General features: G+C 65.0%; 18 protein-coding genes. 12 read left to right on the top strand and 6 right to left on the bottom strand.

All coding sequences use genetic code 11. The features are described from left to right. The first annotated feature begins 97 nt into the window (after window positions 1-97). The 3 genes from RAD04_RS19265 to RAD04_RS19255 all read left to right on the top strand — a co-directional run bounded on the left by RAD04_RS19265 (window position 98) and on the right by RAD04_RS19255 (window position 3,344). A complete protein-coding gene (locus RAD04_RS19265; protein WP_091959787.1) occupies window positions 98-871 on the top strand; it encodes a ferredoxin--NADP reductase in 774 nt (257 codons plus the stop codon). Between the two features lie 426 nt (window positions 872-1,297). Continuing rightward, a complete protein-coding gene (locus RAD04_RS19260; RefSeq protein WP_461625000.1) occupies window positions 1,298-3,001 on the top strand; it encodes an FMN-binding glutamate synthase family protein in 1,704 nt (567 codons plus the stop codon). A 103-nt stretch (window positions 3,002-3,104) separates the two neighbouring features. Then, window positions 3,105-3,344 carry a PilZ domain-containing protein gene (locus RAD04_RS19255; protein ID WP_461624999.1) on the top strand — a complete coding sequence of 80 codons (240 nt, stop codon included), beginning with the start codon at window positions 3,105-3,107 and terminating at the stop codon, window positions 3,342-3,344. Window positions 3,345-3,375: 31 nt separating this feature from the next. Here the strand turns inward: RAD04_RS19255 and RAD04_RS19250 are convergent, their stop codons facing one another. Beyond that, window positions 3,376-4,671: a hemolysin family protein gene (locus RAD04_RS19250; RefSeq protein ID WP_461624998.1), complete on the bottom strand. Its 1,296-nt coding sequence runs from the start codon at window positions 4,669-4,671 to the stop codon at window positions 3,376-3,378. A 243-nt stretch (window positions 4,672-4,914) separates the two neighbouring features. On the opposite strand from RAD04_RS19250, the gene RAD04_RS19245 reads away from it, so the two are divergent. Continuing rightward, window positions 4,915-6,990: a methyl-accepting chemotaxis protein gene (locus tag RAD04_RS19245; protein WP_461624997.1), complete on the top strand. Its 2,076-nt coding sequence runs from the start codon at window positions 4,915-4,917 to the stop codon at window positions 6,988-6,990. Between the two features lie 117 nt (window positions 6,991-7,107). Further along, the gene (locus RAD04_RS19240; RefSeq protein WP_461624996.1) at window positions 7,108-7,839 is read left to right on the top strand and encodes a sulfite exporter TauE/SafE family protein; all 732 of its coding nucleotides are present in this window, start codon (window positions 7,108-7,110) and stop codon (window positions 7,837-7,839) included. An 8-nt stretch (window positions 7,840-7,847) separates the two neighbouring features. On the opposite strand, the gene RAD04_RS19235 is transcribed toward RAD04_RS19240, so the two are convergent. The 3 genes from RAD04_RS19235 to RAD04_RS19225 all read right to left on the bottom strand — a co-directional run bounded on the left by RAD04_RS19235 (window position 7,848) and on the right by RAD04_RS19225 (window position 11,422). Next, the gene (locus tag RAD04_RS19235) at window positions 7,848-9,818 is read right to left on the bottom strand and encodes a carbohydrate porin (protein WP_461624995.1); all 1,971 of its coding nucleotides are present in this window, start codon (window positions 9,816-9,818) and stop codon (window positions 7,848-7,850) included. Window positions 9,819-10,211: 393 nt separating this feature from the next. After that, window positions 10,212-10,475, bottom strand: a complete 264-nt coding sequence (locus RAD04_RS19230) for a hypothetical protein (protein WP_028143817.1) — start codon at window positions 10,473-10,475, stop codon at window positions 10,212-10,214. A 140-nt stretch (window positions 10,476-10,615) separates the two neighbouring features. Then, entirely contained in the window at window positions 10,616-11,422 is an 807-nt protein-coding gene (locus RAD04_RS19225) for a creatininase family protein (protein WP_461624994.1), read from the bottom strand. 165 nt (window positions 11,423-11,587) lie between these two features. Here RAD04_RS19225 and RAD04_RS19220 point away from each other — a divergent pair, with 165 nt between their 5' ends. The 7 genes from RAD04_RS19220 to RAD04_RS19190 all read left to right on the top strand — a co-directional run bounded on the left by RAD04_RS19220 (window position 11,588) and on the right by RAD04_RS19190 (window position 16,811). Continuing rightward, window positions 11,588-12,610 (top strand): ABC transporter substrate-binding protein, encoded by a 1,023-nt coding sequence (locus RAD04_RS19220; protein WP_461624993.1) that lies wholly within the window; start codon window positions 11,588-11,590, stop codon window positions 12,608-12,610. A gap of 10 nt (window positions 12,611-12,620) precedes the next feature. Further along, a complete protein-coding gene (locus RAD04_RS19215; protein WP_461624992.1) occupies window positions 12,621-13,436 on the top strand; it encodes an ABC transporter ATP-binding protein in 816 nt (271 codons plus the stop codon). Continuing rightward, window positions 13,433-14,251, top strand: a complete 819-nt coding sequence (locus RAD04_RS19210) for an ABC transporter permease (protein WP_091959822.1) — start codon at window positions 13,433-13,435, stop codon at window positions 14,249-14,251. Before RAD04_RS19215 ends, RAD04_RS19210 begins: the two co-directional genes overlap by 4 nt. After that, a complete protein-coding gene (locus tag RAD04_RS19205; RefSeq protein ID WP_461624991.1) occupies window positions 14,251-15,240 on the top strand; it encodes a 2-hydroxyacid dehydrogenase in 990 nt (329 codons plus the stop codon). The genes RAD04_RS19210 and RAD04_RS19205 overlap by 1 nt, the downstream gene beginning before the upstream one ends. Then, entirely contained in the window at window positions 15,240-15,932 is a 693-nt protein-coding gene (locus RAD04_RS19200) for an AprI/Inh family metalloprotease inhibitor (protein ID WP_461624990.1), read from the top strand. The genes RAD04_RS19205 and RAD04_RS19200 overlap by 1 nt, the downstream gene beginning before the upstream one ends. A 102-nt stretch (window positions 15,933-16,034) precedes the next feature. Then, the gene (locus RAD04_RS19195; protein WP_461624989.1) at window positions 16,035-16,409 is read left to right on the top strand and encodes a hypothetical protein; all 375 of its coding nucleotides are present in this window, start codon (window positions 16,035-16,037) and stop codon (window positions 16,407-16,409) included. Between the two features lie 96 nt (window positions 16,410-16,505). Then, window positions 16,506-16,811: a hypothetical protein gene (locus RAD04_RS19190; protein WP_026201668.1), complete on the top strand. Its 306-nt coding sequence runs from the start codon at window positions 16,506-16,508 to the stop codon at window positions 16,809-16,811. A gap of 61 nt (window positions 16,812-16,872) precedes the next feature. Here the strand turns inward: RAD04_RS19190 and radC are convergent, their stop codons facing one another. After that, a complete protein-coding gene (radC, locus tag RAD04_RS19185; protein WP_461624988.1) occupies window positions 16,873-17,586 on the bottom strand; it encodes a RadC family protein in 714 nt (237 codons plus the stop codon). Between the two features lie 40 nt (window positions 17,587-17,626). Next, window positions 17,627-18,574 carry a DMT family transporter gene (locus RAD04_RS19180; protein ID WP_461624987.1) on the bottom strand — a complete coding sequence of 316 codons (948 nt, stop codon included), beginning with the start codon at window positions 18,572-18,574 and terminating at the stop codon, window positions 17,627-17,629. Between the last annotated feature and the right edge of the window lie 86 nt (window positions 18,575-18,660).

Below are 18,660 nucleotides of genomic sequence, written 5' to 3'. Positions count from 1 at the left end.
ACGCGAAATCCTCCGCCATGGCAATGGTGTCCGCCCGGTTTCAGGGCCGGGCAACGCTTTTGCCCTAAAACCGCAATTATTCGGAATATCGAAAATCATGAGCGCGTTTTACCGAGAGAAGGTTCTTTCCGTCCAGCACTGGACCGACACGTTGTTCAGCTTCCGCGCCACGCGCGATACCGGCTTCCGCTTCCAGAACGGCCAGTTCGCGATGATCGGCCTCGAGATCGACGGCCGTCCGCTGCTGCGCGCCTACAGCATGGCGAGCGCCAACCACGAGGAAGAGCTCGAGTTCTTCTCGATCAAGGTCCAGGACGGCCCGCTGACCTCGCGTCTGCAGAAGATCAAGGAAGGCGACACCATCCTGGTCGGCCGCAAGGCGACCGGCACGCTGATCACCGACAACCTCCTTCCCGGCAAGCGGCTGATGCTGCTCTCGACCGGAACGGGCCTCGCGCCGTTCGCGAGCCTGATCAAGGACCCCGAGGTCTATGACCAGTTCGAATCCATCGTGCTGGTGCACGGCTGCCGCCAGGTCTCCGAGCTCGCCTATGGCGAGAAGCTGGTCGCTTCCTTGCGCGAGGACGAGCTGTTCGGCGAACTGCTCGCGGACAAGCTGATCTACTACCCGACCGTGACCCGCGAGCCGTTCAGGAATCGCGGCCGTATCACCGACCTCATCAACTCCGAGCAGATCTTCAACGATATCGGGCAATCGCCCCTCGACATCGCCACCGACCGCATCATGATGTGCGGCAGCCCGGGGATGCTAGAAGAGCTGAAGGTGATGTTCGAAGGCCGCGACTTCATCGAAGGCAGCGGCAACAAGCCCGGCCATTTCGTGATCGAGAAGGCGTTCGTCGAGCGCTAAGCGCCTTCGTCCCGCTAGCGTGGGACGGCTTCGCCTCACGCTCACTCGTCGTCCCGGACAAGCGCGCCACAAGCGCGCGCCGATCCGGGACCCATAGCCACAGGCCGTGGTTATGCGAAGATTCGGAGTGGACAGCTTTCTCTCGCCACGACATCCTGTGGTTATGGATCCCGGGTCTGCGCTTACGCTTGCCCGGGACGACAGCTGAGCTTGGGGAATCCAGTGTGACCCCACGCGCGGCCATTAAGGGCCCAGCGTCCGCCGCTTCCCGCCACCACCCCATCTGCTGCACTGCAAAAGCCCTATCCTCTCGGCTGATTGATTTGTCTCGGCCGAATTCGCTAGCCTGAAACAAGGGCCGCGTCATATCCGTATGACAGGCAAGGGCGTATCGTACCGCCTCATGCTGGCGAGAGGATCGGAATCGTGGCCGACGACACCAAGACGCAGGACTCCTCCCAACACTCATCCCACAAACGCCTGCCGCTGGCGGAGGAGGGGATCATGGAGACCCTGCTGCTGCCATTCTCGCCGCGCTTCATCGTGCTGACGATCTGCGCAGTCGTCACCGCGCTCCTGATCGGTATCGGTATCGCCGACCGCAAGATCTTCGACATCCTGCTGGTGCCGATCCTGATCTTCGGCGCGCTGACGCTGCTCGGCGTCCGCGATCTCCTGCAGAAGAGCCACGCGGTGCTGCGCAACTATCCGATTTCGGCGCATATCCGCTTCCTGCTCGAGGAGATCCGCCCGGAGATGCGGCAGTATTTCTTCGAGAGCGAGAAGGACGGCATGCCGTTCTCGCGCGACACCCGCGCGGTGGTCTATCAGCGCGCCAAGATGGAGCTCGACAAGCGTCCGTTCGGCACCCAGGAGGACGTCTACCGCCAGGGCTATGAGTGGATGCATCACTCGGTGTCGCCGAAGGCGCATGCGGAGGAGAAGTTCCGCATCAGCATCGGCGGGCCCGACTGCCAGAAGCCCTATTCGGCCTCGGTGTTCAACATTTCCGCGATGAGCTTCGGCGCGCTCAGCCCCAACGCAGTGCGCGCGCTCAATGCCGGCGCCAGGAAGGGCGGCTTCGCGCACGACACCGGCGAGGGCGGCGTCAGCCCCTATCACCGCGAGATGGGCGGCGACATCATCTGGGAGATCGGCTCCGGCTATTTCGGCTGCCGTCATCTCGACGGCACCTTCGATCCCGAGGCGTTCGCGCGCGTCGCCTGCGACGACCAGATCAAGATGGTCGAGCTCAAGGTCAGCCAGGGCGCCAAGCCCGGCCATGGCGGCGTGCTGCCGGCGGCAAAGGTCTCGGAGGAGATATCCAAGATCCGCGGCGTCGCGATGGGCGAGGACTGCATCTCGCCGGCTTCGCATCGCGCCTTCTCCACCCCGGCCGGCATGATGCAGTTCATCGCCGAGATGCGCCGCCTGTCCGGCGGCAAGCCGGCCGGCTTCAAGCTGTGCATCGGCCATCCCTGGGAGTTCCTGGCGATCTGCAAGGCGATGCTTCAGACCGGCATCTATCCTGATTTCATCGTCGTCGATGGGAACGAAGGCGGCACCGGTGCGGCGCCGCTGGAATTCATGGACCATCTGGGCATGCCGATGCGCGAGGGCGTCAATTTCGTCCACAACGCGCTGATCGGCATCAATGCGCGCGACCGCATCAAGATCGGTGCGTCCGGCAAGATCGCTACCGCCTTCGACATGGCGCGCGCGATGGCGATCGGCGCCGACTATTGCAATTCGGCGCGCGGCTTCATGTTCTCGCTCGGCTGCATCCAGTCGCTGAGCTGCCACACCGACCGCTGCCCGACCGGGGTGGCGACGCAGGACCCGACGCGCGCGCGTGCGCTCTACGTGCCGCTCAAGATCGACCGCGTGCACAATTATCACCACGCAACGCTGCATTCGCTGACCGAGCTGATCGCCGCGGCAGGCCTCGAGCATCCGCAGCAGCTGCGCCCGATTCACTTCACCCAGCGCACCTCGACCACCAACGTGAGATCCTTTGCGCAGCTCTATCCGGCGCTGCGTCCTGGCGAGCTGCTCGAGGGCACCGAAGACCCACGATTCCGCGACGCCTGGCGGATGGCGCAGGCGGAAACGTTCCAGCCGGCCCTGTAAGGCATCGCTCGGCCCGTGCCAGCACCGGCCCGGCCCGCGCAGATTCGTCGCGAGCGTAACTAGCATTTAAGATTTTGTTCAACTTTGGGTGTAGATTGTGCCCATGGACGAACGGCGCGACAAGGCGAGACATCGCGTGCTGAAGGCCGGAACGATCGAGTTCGGCGGCGGCGCGATCGACTGCACCATCCGCAACCTGTCCGACACCGGCGCCGCGCTCGACGTCACCAGCCCGGTCGGCATCCCCGATCATTTCACCCTGTTCGTCCAGGCCGACGGAAAGCATCTCGCCTGCACCGTGGTCTGGCGCAAGGAGAAGCGGATCGGCGTGAGGTTCGGGTGAGGGTGAGGGCGAGTTGGCGCTATCGCTCAATTCACCCCGTCTCGACCTCACTCAACCGGCTCGCCAGGATCTTGTCGATCCGACGCCCGTCGAGATCGACCACCTCGATGTGCCAGCCGCCGAAGTCGAAGGCATCGCCGGTGTCGGGCAGCACGTTGAACTGTTGCAGCACCAGGCCCGCCACCGTGTTGTAGCGGTGCGGCGGCAGTTCGACGCCGAGCAATTCGCCGAATTCGTCCACCGGCATCCAGCCCGAGATCAGCAGCGAATCGTCGGCGCGCCTGACGAAGGCGGGCTCCGGCGGTCCGGCCTCCGAATGGAAGGCGCCGACGATCGATTCGAGGATGTCGGCGGCCGTCACCATCCCTTCGAAGCCGCCATATTCGTCGTAGACGAAACCGACGTGGACCGGCGCAGCTTTCAGGATGGTCAGCACGTCGCGCGCGTCTGCCGAGGCCGGGATGCCGGGCGCCTCGCGCACCAGCGCGCGTAGGTCCGGCGTGCGTTCGTTCATATAGGCGATCAGCAGGTCCTTGGCCTGGAGCACGCCGATCGGCTTGTCGCGGTCGCCGTCGGAGACGGGAAAGCGCGAATGCGGGCTCTTGGCGATGATTTCCCGGATGGCCGCCGGATCGTCGTTGAGGTCGATCTCGTCGACCTCCGTGCGCGGCGTCATCACCGCGCCGACCGGCCGGTCGCCGAGCCGCATCACGCCGGCGATCATCTCCTTCTCACCGGGCTCGAGCACGCCCGCGTTCTCGGCCTCGCTGACGAGGTGGTGGATCTCGTCCTCCGAGACCTTCTCCTCGGCCTTGCCGCCGCGGCCGAGTAGCGTGAGGATCAGCCGGCCCGAGAGATCGAGCAGAAAGACCAGCGGCAGCGAGACCTTCGCAAGCACGTGCATGGCGGGCGCGACCCTGACCGCGATGCTTTCGGGGTCGCGCAGCGCCACCTGTTTCGGCACCAGCTCACCGACGATCAGGGTGGCGTAGGTGATCAGCGTCACGACGATGCCGACGCCGACGATGTCGGCAATTCCCGCGGATAGACCGAGCTCGAGCAGCCATTGCGTCAGCCGCTGTCCGAGCGTCGCGCCGGAGAACGCGCCGGAGAGCACGCCGACCAGCGTGATGCCGATCTGTACCGTCGAGAGGAACTTGCCGGGATTGGCTGCCAGCGTCAGCGCCCGCTCGGCGCCGCGCACGCCCTTGGCGGCGAGCATCGACAACCGGGCCGGGCGGGACGAGACCACGGCCAGCTCCGACATGGACAAGAGGCCGTTGATGACGATCAGGACGACGACGATGACGAGTTCGACCGAGAGCATTGACGTTCCGAGGTAAGGGAGTGTGGCCGAATAGGACGGCACACGCCTTGATATAGGTATTCCGCGAAGAAATGCCGGCAATTTTGCCGCATTTGGCGCCCCGACGGAACCGTGTGGCCGCTGGCTTCGACACGCTTGCGCGAGCTCCCGTGGAACTACGGGAATGCCGTTGCTTAACGGGCTCTTAGTGGCCGCCCGGCTAGGTTTTCGACATTGCAGAAATGTATTCGGGGGACCCCAGGGATGCGGATCGGGAAGCTTTTCGCGCTGTCGATGCTGACGGTGACGGTATTTGCAGTCATCCTCGGCGCCGAGGTGCTGATACCCCAGACGCGCATCTTCACGAACCGCTCCGACGCGATCAAGACTGTCGATGCCTTTGGTGCGACCCTGATGGCCAGCCAGCACGTCGCCGGACTTCGCGCCCCCTATATCGGTCCGATCTTCCAGGAAGCCGCGGCGACGCCAGCCCAGATCGAAGCCGCCGGGAAGGCGGCGAAAGCTGCCGAGGCCGGCTTCGAGGCTGCAAGGCGCGCCATCCTGGTGCTGGATGACGGCGGAACGATTGTCGAGAATCTCGACCGTGCCGCACTGCGGCTGAAGGAGGTCACCGCGGCGGCAGATCGCGCGATGAGCGTCCCCCTGGCGGCGCGCGATGGTGTTGTGATCAAGGGCTTTCTGCCCGGTGTTGCCGAGGTCATCGGCAACATCGAACCGGTCATGAACCGGCTCGAAGCGAAAGTCATCAACGCCGATTCCTCGCTCGCGGCGCTGTTGAGCCTGGCGCGGACGGCCCAGGACCTGCGTGTCGCGGCCGGCAGCCGAGCCGCCACGCTGTCCCCGGCGCTGTCCGCGAGCCGCCCGCTCACGCCGACCGAATTGTCGCTGATGGATCGCATGCAAGGCCGCGTGGAGGCCGACCGCGAGCGCATCGAGGCAGGCATCGACCAACTCGGAAATCCCTCCCGCATCGCGACCGCGCACAAGGCGGCAACGGAAGCGTATTTTGGCAAAGCTGCGGCTGCCGTGGACAAGGAGATTCCCGCAGCCCGGAGTGACGGCAAGTACAGCAGCAACGCCGACGAACTGGCGAAGGTCATCGTGCCGGCCATCCAGATGTTCTACGGCGTGCGCGATGCCGCATTGGCCGAAGCTTCCGAGCGTGCCTCGGCCTCGCGCGATGGCGCACTGGCGATGCTCGCGCTCGCAGGCGTGGTGGTGCTGGCGCTGCTCGGGACTCTCGGTGGCGTGACCATGATGCTGCGCAGGCGCGTGGTGACGCCGCTCAGCCGGCTCGCGGACGTGATCGCAACGCTCGCTGCCGGACAGCACGACGTCGAGATTCCCGCGACGGGCCGCAATGACGAGATCGGCCAGGTGGCGGGCTCGCTGCAGCACTTCAAAGATTCACTGCTCGCCAAGAAGGCCGCCGACGAGGCGGCCGCGGTCGAGGCCGACGCGAAGCTGCGGCGCAGCCAGCGTATGGACCAGATCGCGCGTGATTTCGAAGCCATGATCGGCGACGTGATCAACACGGTGTCGTCGGCTTCCTCGGAGCTGGAAGTGTCCGCGGGAACGCTGACGAGCACGGCCGATCAATCGGAAAAGGTCACCGCGACCGTCGCGGCCGCTTCCGAACAGGCCTCCACCAACGTGCAGACCGTTGCTGCGGCGGCCGAGGAGATGGCCTCGTCGGTCGACGAGATCAGCCGGCAGGTGCAGGATTCCGCGCGCATCGCTGGTGAGGCGGTACAGCAGGCGGGCCGGACCAACGATTATGTCGGCGAACTCGCCAAGGCCGCGGGGCGGATCGGCGACGTCGTCGAGCTCATCAGCCAGATCGCGGGCCAGACCAATCTTCTGGCTCTCAACGCCACCATCGAGGCGGCGCGCGCCGGCGAGGCCGGCCGCGGCTTTGCGGTGGTCGCCTCCGAGGTCAAGGCGCTGGCCGAGCAGACCGCCAAGGCCACCGGCGAGATCAGCCAGCAGATCACGGGAATCCAGACCGCGACAGAGGACTCCGTCGGCGCCATCAGGTCGATCAGTGACACCATCTCCCGCATGTCCGAGATTGCATCCGCAATCGCCGCGGCGGTGGAGGAGCAGGGCGCAGCGACGCGGGAGATTTCCCGCAACGTGCAGCAGGCGGCCCGCGGCACCCAGCAGGTCTCCGCCAGCATCGTCGACGTGCAGCGCGGCGCGAGCCAGACCGGATCGGCCTCCTCCAACGTGCTCGCCTCGGCCAGATCGCTGTCCGGCGAAAGCAGCCGTCTCAAGGTCGAGGTCGGCAAGTTCCTGGACGCGATCCGCGCGGCGTAAGAAGTTGATTGTGGAAACACCTCGCTTCCCCTAGGTTTCTCACGCCGGGGATGTCGCGGCCTCCCCGTGAAGTGGTGATCCCACGCAAGCGCTGCTCGCTGATTCATGGAGCGAGCAATGGACGGGATCGCAATCGAGTTTCCGCTTTTCCTGTTGGCCACCTTTGCCGGCGCGTTCGTCGCCGGCCTCTCCGGCTTTGCCTTCGGCCTGGTGGCGGCGTCGCTGTGGCTCTACGTGCTGACGCCGCTTCAGAGCGCGAGCCTCATCGTCGGCTTCGGCCTTCTGGTGCAGGGTTACTCGGTCTGGAAGCTGCGCGCGGCACTCGACTGGCGTCGGCTGTGGCCATTCATGGCCGGCGCCGCCTTTGGCGTGCCGGCCGGCGTGTCGCTTCTGACCTGGGCGGCCCCCGGACGCGTCCGCATCGCGGTCGGAGCGATCCTGATCGGCTACAGCCTCTATGCCTTGCTCCGGCCGCAGCTCAAGGTCGCGACCAATGTGCCGCTGGCCACCGATATAACGATCGGTTTCGTCAACGGCCTGCTCGGCGGGCTGACCGGCCTTGCCGGCATCATCATCACCATCTGGTGCAATCTGCGCGGCCTGCCCAAGGACGTCCAACGCGCGACGTTCCAGCCGGTCGCGGTCGCGGTGTTCGCCGTGGCGGCGCTGCTGCTGGGCGCCAAGGGAGCGCTCACGTTCGAGACGGCAAAGCTGTTCGCGCTCGGCCTGCCGTTCCTGTTTGGCGGCACGTGGCTCGGGCTCAAACTGTTCGGCCGGATCGACGAGACCACGTTCCGCAGGATCGTGCTGGCGCTGCTGCTCGTCTCTGGCGTCGCGCTGTTGTTCTGAGCCGCGGCTCAGAACTCCCCGTGCAGCCGCCCGGAGATGACCGACACCGGTCCGCGGTCGGCATTGTAGGCGGGGTTGACGATGAGCTGGTAGTCGGCGGTGAGGGTGAGATTCTTGTTCAGCGCATAGGCGTAATAGGTTTCGAGGATGCGCTCCTTGCGGTAGTTGAGCGCACCGTCGCCGACCAGCACGCCGAGGCCGCCGGCGGCGAGGAAGTCCCGGTAGTCCTGCGAAATCGCGTTGATTGCGCCGCCGACGCCGACCACGTCGTCAGGCCGGCCCCATTTCGTGCCCTTGATCGAAAGACCAGCCGACAGGCTGCGGTTGATGTCGGTGAAGGCGAGCGTTTCGCTCTTGCCGTCGTTCCAGCTCCAGCGGCCGAACAGTCCGACATCCTCGGTGATCGCCTGCTCGAGGTTGACGACATAGCCGACCTTGGTGCGGCCGCGCCGGGTCTGCGCAATGTCGAGATTGAGCGCGGGATTGTTCAACGTCTCGCGGAAGCTGCCCATGTTGGCGCTGTCGAGCCAGCCCATGGTCCTGAGCTTGCCGGGTTGGCCGAACAGCGAGAAGCGCGTCTCGAGCTCGATCACGTACTGGCCGCGCTCCCCGACCTTGGTGTCGAAATGATTTGAGTTGGGCTCTGCGACCATCAGGAAATAGCCGCCGCGCAGCGCCCATTGCTTCTGATTGAGCTCGGCGGTGACGCCGTAGGTGAGGCCGACCTTGTCGGCGGAATAGTCGAAGGCGCCGGGGGCCCAGATCGACCAGTTCATGAAATCCCTGCGGGTGTCCTTGGCGTAGGCATTGCCGTCGAACACGTCGACCACTGCGAACTTGCCGGCCTGCACGGTGAGGCGGGACACGTCGACCTTTTGGCCTAGCTGCAACTGGCCGCTGGCGAGTTCTTCCTGCTCGCCGCCGAAGCCGAAGGTCTGGCGCACGAACAGGCGCGAGGTGTTGTAATGCGGATAGGGGAAGTTCGACTTCTGCGCTTCGCCGTTCGGGAAGCCGGCCGCGCCGACCGTGTCGTTCAGGCCAAATCCCTGGAGCAGCTCGGGATTGTAATAGACCTCGCCGCCGTCCCACAGCCGCGCGTTCAGGAACAGGCTGTTGCTCCAGGTCGCCTTGGCCTGCCTCGACGGTGAGAGAGAGTTCGTTCCGCTGTAGAGCGCGGGGAACGACGGATAGCCTTGCGGCAGATAGGTGCTCTGGCCGTGAATTTCCCAGCGATCCGATTCGGTGTCGACCAGCGAGCTGTTCGGGTTGTAGCTCGGCATGCCCGGCCAATCGACCTTGCGGTTGAGGCCGAGCCTGACCTGCTGAAAGTCGAGCGACGAAGAGCTGTACTGGGCCCCCGTGGAGAAGGCGACATTGGCGCCGTCGAAGCGGCTGTAGAGATATTCGAGCCGTGCGCTCCAATGCGGCGCGAAGCCGTATTCGACGCCGGCACCCGCGATCCAGCCGGGCCGTGTGTTCAGGATTTTCGGGACTTCGGCGCCGGAGGCCGGCGTGTCGAAATAGCGCTCGCCCATCCAGGCAAAGCCGCCGGTGGCGTAAACCAGCCACGGACCGGTAGTGTAGCCGACGCGGCCGCGCAGGCTGGCGGTGTAGTCCCATTGCTGCGTGACAGTGTTGGCGGGTGTCGTCAGGAAGGAGACGATCGAATTCGAGGTGATGTAGTTGGGGAACGTGAAATCGCCTTCGACGCCGACCAGCCAGCCGGAGTTGAGGCGGTAGTTGTAGCCCGCCTGCACGCCGCCAATCATGCCGCTGAAGACGCCGCTGTCGTTGATCGCTGTGCCGTCGTTCAGCGCGAACTGCGACGAGCCGCGGCCATAGCCGGCATGCGCACCGATATAGAGGCCGGTCCAGTCATAGACCGCTCTCAGCGCCGGCGCCTTCAGCGGCAGATCGGCCGCACGCCCCGCGGCGGGAAATGCCAGCACGCCCGAGGCAATCGCCGTGGCCGTTCGCAAGTATCTGTAACGGTGACTTCTCAACGTCAAAACGCACGCCCCCAAAACGCGAATGTGTCTCACCCGTCGCGATATCCCTGCCGATTCGCGGCGGCCCTGTCATCAGGTCTTGGTTGCTCGCGTCACCGAGATGATCTCGATTCGACGCCATTTCGTCCCAAGTTCCTGAGCCTGTCGCGAACCTTATTGCGATTAATTCGCAATAGCAACTGGTCAAGATTGGCGCACGGGATGGTTCGCACCGCTGTGTGACGGGACGGCAACAAATTCCCGGCCCAAAAAGAATGACCCCGCCCGGGGGGACAGCCGGGCGGGGTCGGGGCACGACACGGGGTGGATGAGGCGCCCGTGTCGGACGCAGGATCCACGTAAGATCGGCCTCAGGTACTCAGATCAGTAGCAGCTACGAACGCGGCCAACGTACTGGCCGAAAGCGTTGTACTGGGCGACCCAGCCGCAGCGGTGATAGCCGTAGTAATAGGGGTCGTTGTTGGCGGCGATCGCGGAGCCGACGACGGCGGCGGTGGCGATGCCGGCACCAACACCCCAGACCCAACCGGGCTGCTTGGCTTCGGCCGAAGAGGTGGTGGACACGATGCTGCCGGTGACGGCGAGGGTCGCGAGAGCGAGAGCGGCAATCTTGGTCTTGATCGACATGTGAAACTCCATCCGGGGTTGAGGCGGTCCGTTGTGGCCCGCGTGCCCAGTTTGACGGAGGCTCCCCGCGTCCGGTTCGAATGCGGCAAATCCGCTCCCGGAGCGAGGAGTTTTCGTGAATGATTCCAATAGGATGTTGGCTAGCCGAGGGGCCCCCTGGCGAGCCTGTTCACGTCGAAGTTATCGACCTCGCTCAGGAGCTCGCAAAAAGCACGGGCACCTTGATCGATGAGCTGCTCGCCCTTCGCCGCCACGGCCAGAGTCGCATTGCCGACGGCGCCGCTGGCGTTGAGATCCTGCGCCTGCCAGGCGAACGGCGCGGGCCGCTGCGTCGACAGCCAGCGGTATTGCTGCTCCAGTGCGATGCTGCTCGCAGGAAAATCCGCGATGGCATCCTTGCGCACCTGATCGGGATAGCGCGCCAGCATGATCGAGGTCTCGACCGCGCCGCCATGAATGCCGTGGCGCACCTCGTCGGCCGGGAACAAGGTGTCGGCGCCTGATAGCCGCGACCATGACGTCGTCACCACGAACAGTTTTTGATGCGCGCGCAGATCCTGCGCGATCAGCATCATGGCCGCGCTGTTGCCACCATGACTGGTGATGATGACGAGCTTCTTCACGCCGCGCCGCGCGACGTCCTCGCCGATTCCGGTCCATCGCTTCAGCGCGGTTTCAGTCGGCAGCGTCTGCGTGCCCGGATAGTCGATATGCTCGGTGGAAATCCCGACCGGTTCGACGGGAAGAAAACTGGCCGGAACGTTGTCGGGCAGAAGCTCGCGCACGCGCGTAAGATACGCGTCCGCGATCAGCACGTCGGTGGTGAGCGGCAAATGCGGGCCGTGCTGCTCGGTCGCCGCCAGCGGCAGCACCGCAATCCAGCGCGACGTCTCCGCGGGGGGCGCATCGGCCCAGCGGATTTCGGTCCAGTCGCGGGATGGCATCATTGAGTTTTCTTTGGAGGTTTCATTGCCCGAATTTGTCACGTAATTTGGGGTATCAGGGGACGCGGGCCCGGCCGGCTCGTGTCCCCTGACGTCATGCGGTTTTATCGCGTTGGCCTGCCACGAGCCAGACGCGATTGTGCTGGAAGCGATCGACGGAGTGCCATTATGACCCCCTTTCATCTGCGCAGAGCGCTAACTGCGGGCCTGATGACCGCTCTGGTCTGGAGCGTCCCGGCGCGGGCCGAAACGCTGGACAAGGTCACCTTTGGCACCAACTGGGTCGCCGAGGCCGAGCACGGCGGCTTCTTCCAGGCGGTCGCCGACGGCACCTACAAGAAATATGGCCTCGACGTCACCATCGTTCCCGGCGGTCCGAACGAGAACAACCGGATGCTGCTGATCGCCGGGAAGATCGATTTCTTCATGGCCGCGAACACGCTGATGTCGTTCGATGCGGTCGCCAACAACGTCCCCGTCGTGACCATCGCCGCGATCTTCCAGAAGGATCCGCAGGTGATGCTGACGCAGCCGGATGCCAAGGTCAGCAAGATCGAGGACCTCAAGCCGCTGACGCTGTTCGTCTCCAAGGAGGGCATGACCAGCTATTTCCAGTGGCTGAAGTCCGAATACGGCTTCAGCGAGAAGAACGTCCGCCCCTATAATTTCAATCCGCAGCCGTTCATCGCCAATCCCAAGAGCGCGATGCAGGGCTATGTCACCTCCGAACCGTTCGCGGTGGAGAAGGCCGCCGGCTTCAAGCCCAACGTGCTGCTGCTGGCCGATTACGGCTTCAACACCTATTCGACCTTGATCGAGACGCGTCGCGACGTGGTCGAGAAGAAGCCCGACCTGGTGCAGCGTTTCGTCGATGCCTCCATGATCGGCTGGTACAATTACATCTATCGCGACAATTCCGCCGGCAATGCCATGATCCAGAAGCTCAACCCGGAAATGACCGACGACCTGCTCGCCTATTCCGTCGCCAAGATGAAGGAGCATGGCATCGTCGATTCCGGCGACAGCCTGAAGAACGGCATCGGCGCGATGAGCGACGAGCGCTACACCTCCTTCTTCAACAAGATGGTCAAGGCCGGCGTCGTGAAGCCCGAACTCGACTTCCGCAAATCCTACACGCTACGCTTCGTCAACAAGGGCGTCGGCGTCGAGCTGCGCCCGAGCAAGCCGTAACGCTAGCTCGATGTCATCAGGCAAAACCTCGTCCGCGGCCGACGCCGGCCTGACGCATCTCGCCGTCAGCCTGCGCGGCGTGACGAAGACCTATGACAATGGCGTCATGGCGCTCGGCCCGTTCGACCTCACTGTCCGCAAGGGCGAGTTCATCTCGCTGCTGGGTCCGTCCGGTTGCGGCAAGTCGACGGTGTTGTGTTTGATCGCGGAGCTCAGCGCGCCGTCGTCAGGCATCGTGCGGGTGGCGCGTCACGAGGGCGAGGTGCTGCCGGGGCACGGTATCGGCTTCGTGTTTCAGGAGCCGACCTTGATGCCCTGGACCAGCGTGCGCGAGAATGTACGGCTGCCGCTGAAGCTCGCCGGCGTGCCGAAGGCGGAGGCGCGCGGCCGTGCCGATGCGGCGCTGGCGAGCGTCGGGCTCGCCGATTTCGCCGATGCCTTTCCGCGCGAACTCTCCGGCGGCATGAAGATGCGGGTGTCGCTGGCGCGCGCGCTCGTCACCGATCCGGATATCCTTCTGATGGATGAGCCGTTCGCCGCGCTCGACGAGATCACGCGCTTTCGCCTCAACAATGATCTGCTCGCGCTGTGGCGCAGCCTCGGCAAGACCGTCATCTTCGTCACCCATTCGGTGTTCGAATCCGTCTATCTGTCGCAGCGCGTGGTGGTCATGACGGCGCGGCCCGGCCGCATCCAGGCCGACATCCGCATCGAGACGGTCGAGCCGCGCAGCGAGACGTTTCGCACCTCCGCCGCCTATTCCGATTATTGCCGGAAGGTGTCGGCCGCGCTGGCCCCGTCTTATTCGGGGCAGTCGACGCTATGAGCGCGCAAGCTGCCGTCACCGCAAAACCGCGAGGCGCGCAACGCGCGATGCGCTTCGTGCTTCCCGTCATCGTGTTCGCGGCCGGCATCCTCGCCTGGGAACTCATGGTCCGCATCAAGGACATCCCGCCTTACGTGCTGCCGGCGCCCTCCGTCATCGTCCTGACTCTGATCAAGGACTGGGCGGTGCTGTCACAATCGCTTGCCACCACGCTTTTGACCACGCTCGAAGGTTTTGCCGCGGCCAGCATCGGCGGCATCGCGCTGGCGCTGTTGTTCAACCAGTCGAAATGGGTGGAGTATTCGCTGTTCCCCTATGCCATCGTCCTCCAGGTCACCCCGGTCATCGCGATCGCGCCACTCTTGCTGATCTACCTGGAGCAGCAAACCGCCGTCGTGGTTTGTGCCTTCATCGTCGCCTTTTTCCCGGTGCTGTCCAACACCACGCTCGGGCTCAATTCGGTCGATCGCAACCTCGCCGGCCTGTTCCAGCTCTATGGCGCCTCAAAGCCGCAGACACTGCGCTTTCTCAAGCTGCCCGCGGCGTTGCCCTATATTCTCGGGGGCCTGCGCATCGCAGGCGGTCTGTCGCTGATCGGCGCGGTCGTGGCCGAGATTGCGGCCGGAACGGCCGGTGCGGGCTCCGGGCTCGCCTACAGGATCGCCGAGTCGGGCTATCGATTGAACATACCCCGCATGTTCGCAGCGCTGCTTTTGTTGTCGCTGGCCGGGATTGTCATCTATGGGGTGCTGGCGGTAGTTTCCCACCTCGTTTTACGGCGCTGGCATGAGAGCGCGCTTGGAAAGGAAAACTGATGGCTGCCGGTTCGATTTCGTCCGAAAAGATCGACCTTCTGATTTATGGGCCGGTGCGGCCGATCCTCGAGAACGGGTTTTCCGACCATTTCGTCGTGCACAAGGCCGAGACGCACGGCGACCTCGAACGGCTGACGCCGGCGATCCGCGAGAAGATCCGCGGCGTGGCCGTGACCTATCACACCGTCCGTGCCGACAAGGGTTCGCTGTCGCAGCTGCCCAAGATCGAGATGGTGGCAAGCTTCGGCGTCGGCTACGACCATATCGACGCCAAATACGCGGCCGAGCACGGCATCATCGTCACCAACACGCCCGACGTGCTGACCGAGGAGGTCGCCGACGTCGCGATGGGCCTGCTGATCTCCACCTTGCGCGAGTTCATCAAGGCCGACCGCTACGTGCGCTCCGGGCTCTGGCAGACGCAGAACTATCCGCTCAGCGTCGGCTCGCTGCGCGACCGCAAGGTCGGCATCGTCGGCATGGGCCGGATCGGCCAGGCCATCGCGCGCCGGCTCGATGCCTCGCTGGTGCCGGTGGTCTACCACTCGCGCAATCCGTCCAAGGACGTCTCCTACAAGCACTATCCTGATCTGATCGAGATGGCGAAGGCGGTGGACACGCTGATGGTGATCGTGCCCGGCGGCGCCTCGACCAACAAGATGATCAATGCCGAGGTGCTCAAGGCACTCGGCCCGCGTGGCGTGCTGGTCAACGTCGCGCGCGGCTCGGTGGTCGACGAGCCGGCGCTTGTGCAGGCGCTCAAGTCCGGCACCATCCTGGCCGCCGGCCTCGACGTGTTCGCGGCCGAGCCGACTGTGCCGGACGAGCTCAAGACCATGCAGAACGTCGTGCTGCTCCCGCATATCGGCTCGGCCTCGGTGGTGACGCGCAACGCGATGGACCAGCTCGTGGTCGACAACCTCAAGTCATGGTTCTCAGGCAAGGCGCCGTTGACGCCGGTGGCCGAAACGCCATTCAAGGGGCGCTGATGCGAAGTCTTCGGGTCGTTGCATTCGCCGTCGCGGCCTCCTTGGCCGCGATCGGCATCGCGCATGCGCAGGATACGACGACCCTGAAGAAATCGATGCTCGGGCAGTGGGAGCTCTCGACCACCGAGCGCAGCAAGACCTGCGTCGTCACGATGAAGGGCGATGCCGCGGGGCAAGGCTTCAAGCTCGAGCTGGAGCCGGCCTGCAAGGCGGCGCTGCCCTTCACCAAGGACATCGTCGCCTGGAGCGTCAGGGGCCTCGACATCGTCCGTCTGCAGGATGCGACCGGTGAAGCCGTGATCGACTTCACCGAGGTCGAGGCCGGCATCTTCGAAGGCCTGCGCCAGGGCGAGGGCGTCTACATCCTGCAGGATCTCGCCGCCGCACGCTCGATGGCCAAGTCGATGGACCAGATGATCGGCGACTGGTCGATGGTGCGCGGCAACGGCCAGCCGGTCTGCGGGCTGACGCTGACCAACACCGAAGCCGGCCAGGACAATTTCCAGGTCTTCCTCAAGCCGAAATGCGACGCGGCCATCGCGCAGTTCAACCCGACGCAATGGCGGCTCGAGCGCGGCCAGATCATCCTGATGTCGAGATCGGGCAACGTCTGGCAGTTCGAAGCCGACGACAATGCGCAATGGCGGCGCGTCCCCGATACCGCCGATCCCCTGATCATGCTGCGGCAATAGGCGGCCCGACATTCGTTGCCGCCGAATGGCGCCACGCGAAGGCGGAACCTGCAGACCGGGCATCTCGTTGACGGAAGAGGTGATTTCCTTGGGAGGTCCGGCATGGCCAAGCGCGTCCTCGCGATCGGCATCGAACCCGGCAGTGCCGACTACAGCGCATTCCCGCAGCTCACGCCGGAGCTCGTGCGAACCTACATCGAGGCGCAGCTGTTGCGTCTGCGCGATCTCGGCTTCGAGGTCACGAGCTGCCTGATCGATCTCGACGCCACCGCGGAAGCCGGCGTCACGGCGGCGCTGCGCGACGAGCGCTTCGACTGCGTCGTGATCGGCGCCGGCCTGCGCGAGCCGAAGGAGCGCCTCGTGCTGTTCGAGAAGGTGCTCAACCTCGTCCACCGCCTGGCGCCTGATGCTGCGATCTGCTTCAACACCACGCCCGCCGATACCGTCGAGGCCGTGCAGCGCTGGGTCGAACCGTAATCTTCGGCCTGAGATCCCGCGCCGGCTGCGACAATTGGTCTGGTCCGGCGCCGCTCCGAGCGCTATGACTGGCGGCGTCAATCGGGAGGATTCGGGATGCTGCGAGCTGTTGGAATGGCGGTGTGTCTGACGGTTGCGATGGCGGTGCCGGTGCATGAGGCGGCGGCCCAGGATGCCATCGGCGGCGCGATCATCGGCGGCGTCGGCGGGGCGATCCTCGGTGGTGCGCTCGGCGGAGGCCGCGGTGCTGCCATCGGCGCCGTCGTCGGTGCCGGCACGGGCGCCGCGATCGCCTCCGAAGGCGAGCGCCGCCGCTCCGGCTACTACGCCTATCAGCGCGGCTGCTACATGCAGCGCCCGGACGGCTACTACGTCCGGGTCGATCACAGGTATTGCTACTGAGCGATCGGCGAGTTCTAGGCGAGCGGCCGCAGCGCGCATCGTGACGGCCGGTTGTCTCGCCCTAGATCAACCGCATCCCGCGCAGGCTGGCATGTCCGCTCTTGCCGACGATGATGTGATCGTGCACGGCAATCCCGAGCGGCTTGGCGATGTCGATGATCGCCTTCGTCATCTGGATATCCGCCTGCGAGGGCGAGGGATCACCGGAGGGGTGGTTGTGCACCAGGATCAGCGCGGTCGCCGATAATTCCAGCGCGCGCTTGATCACCTCACGCGGATAGACCGGGGTGTGGTCGACGGTGCCGGTCTGCTGCACCTCGTCGGCGATGAGCTGGTTGCGCTTGTCGAGAAACAGCAGGCGAAATTGCTCCTTGTCGGCAAAGGCCATGCTGGAGCGGCAATAATCGATCACCTCGTTCCAGGACGACAGCGCGTTGCGGCTGTTGACCTCGCCCTTGGTCACGCGGCTCGCGGCGGCCGCGATCAGCTTGAGCTGGTTGATCGCGGCACCGCCGATGCCGTCAACCTCGCGCAAGCGCGCCACCGGGGCGTGCACGACCTCGGCGAACGAGCCGAAGGTCTTGATCAGCGTCTTGGCCAGAGGTTTCGTGTCGCGCCGCGGCAGCGCCGGAAACAGCGCCATCTCCAGGAGTTCGTAATCGCTCAGCGCATCCGCGCCGGCATTGTAGAAGCGCTCGCGCAGCCGCTCGCGATGGCCGAGATAATGCGGCGCGTCCTCAGGCTTGCTCTTGTCGTGATCGGCTTTGGCGGGCATCGGCCGCCAGCATCGCCGGGGACCTCTGTTTTTGCAACCGTCAATTGCGCGCCGTCGCGCCGGCCGATTTCCTGAGAGCGGGCGCCGTGACCGTCACCACCCCGGCGAGAATGAGCGTCATTCCGGCAAGGCTGGACCAAGTCAAGTTCTCGCCGAGAATGGCGGTGCCGAGCACCACCGCGAATCCTGCGCGCAGATAGCTGCCGCTGGTCGTGCCGAGCGGGCCGAGCGTGTGGATCAACCGGAAAAAGATCACCATCGCGAAGGCGGTGCAGACCACCGCGAGAGCGGCCACCGCCGCGATCGCCTGCGCGGGCGGCGGCGCCAGCGTCCACGGCTGTTCGAGAGCGGCGGCGGCCGGGAGCATGAGAAGCGCGGCGCAGCTCATCGCGCCGGCCGCCGTGACGATTGCGGGGAGGCCCGCGAACCGCTGTCCCCAGATCGGCGCGAGCGCGTAGCAGAGGCTGGCGCCGAGCACCGCCATCTGCGCCAGCGGGTTGGCCGTGCCGATCCCCGATAGCGCGTCGGCGCCCATCGTCACGGCAACGCCCGCAAGTCCGAGCGCAACGCCGAGGATCTTCGGGCCGCTGATCGCCTGACGTCCGCGCCCGGTCATCAACGCGATCATCAGCACGAACATAGGCGGGGTCGCGTTGAGCACGCCGGCAAGACCGCTTGCGATATGCATCTCGCCCCAACTGATCAGGGCGAAGGGCAGCGCGCTCTGCAACAGCCCTTGCACGGCGAACGCCGCCCACACCGATCCGTGGCGGGGCAGGGCGTGTCCCTGCGAGGCTGCGAGCACGATCAGGAGAATGGCCGCGATCGTCACCCGCACGGCAACCATCGTGACGGGTGGGATCGTCGGGACCGTGATCTTGATGAGCGTGAATGAGCTGCCCCAGATCAGCGAGAGCAGCAGCAGGAGCCCGATCTCGAATGCGAGACCGGTTTGTGGTGACGTCGTCTGTTGCGGCTGTGCGCTCATGCAATCTGCTCCTGAAGCGATCGGCACCATGATCCGGAGCGGCGCTGCAGGCTGGCTGAATTCGGACCTCATCACCCGGTCGAGGC

The organism is Bradyrhizobium sp. 25ACV (genome assembly GCF_054863005.1).
Note: the sequence above shows the minus strand (reverse complement) of the source record. Positions and strands in the feature narration are given on the sequence as shown.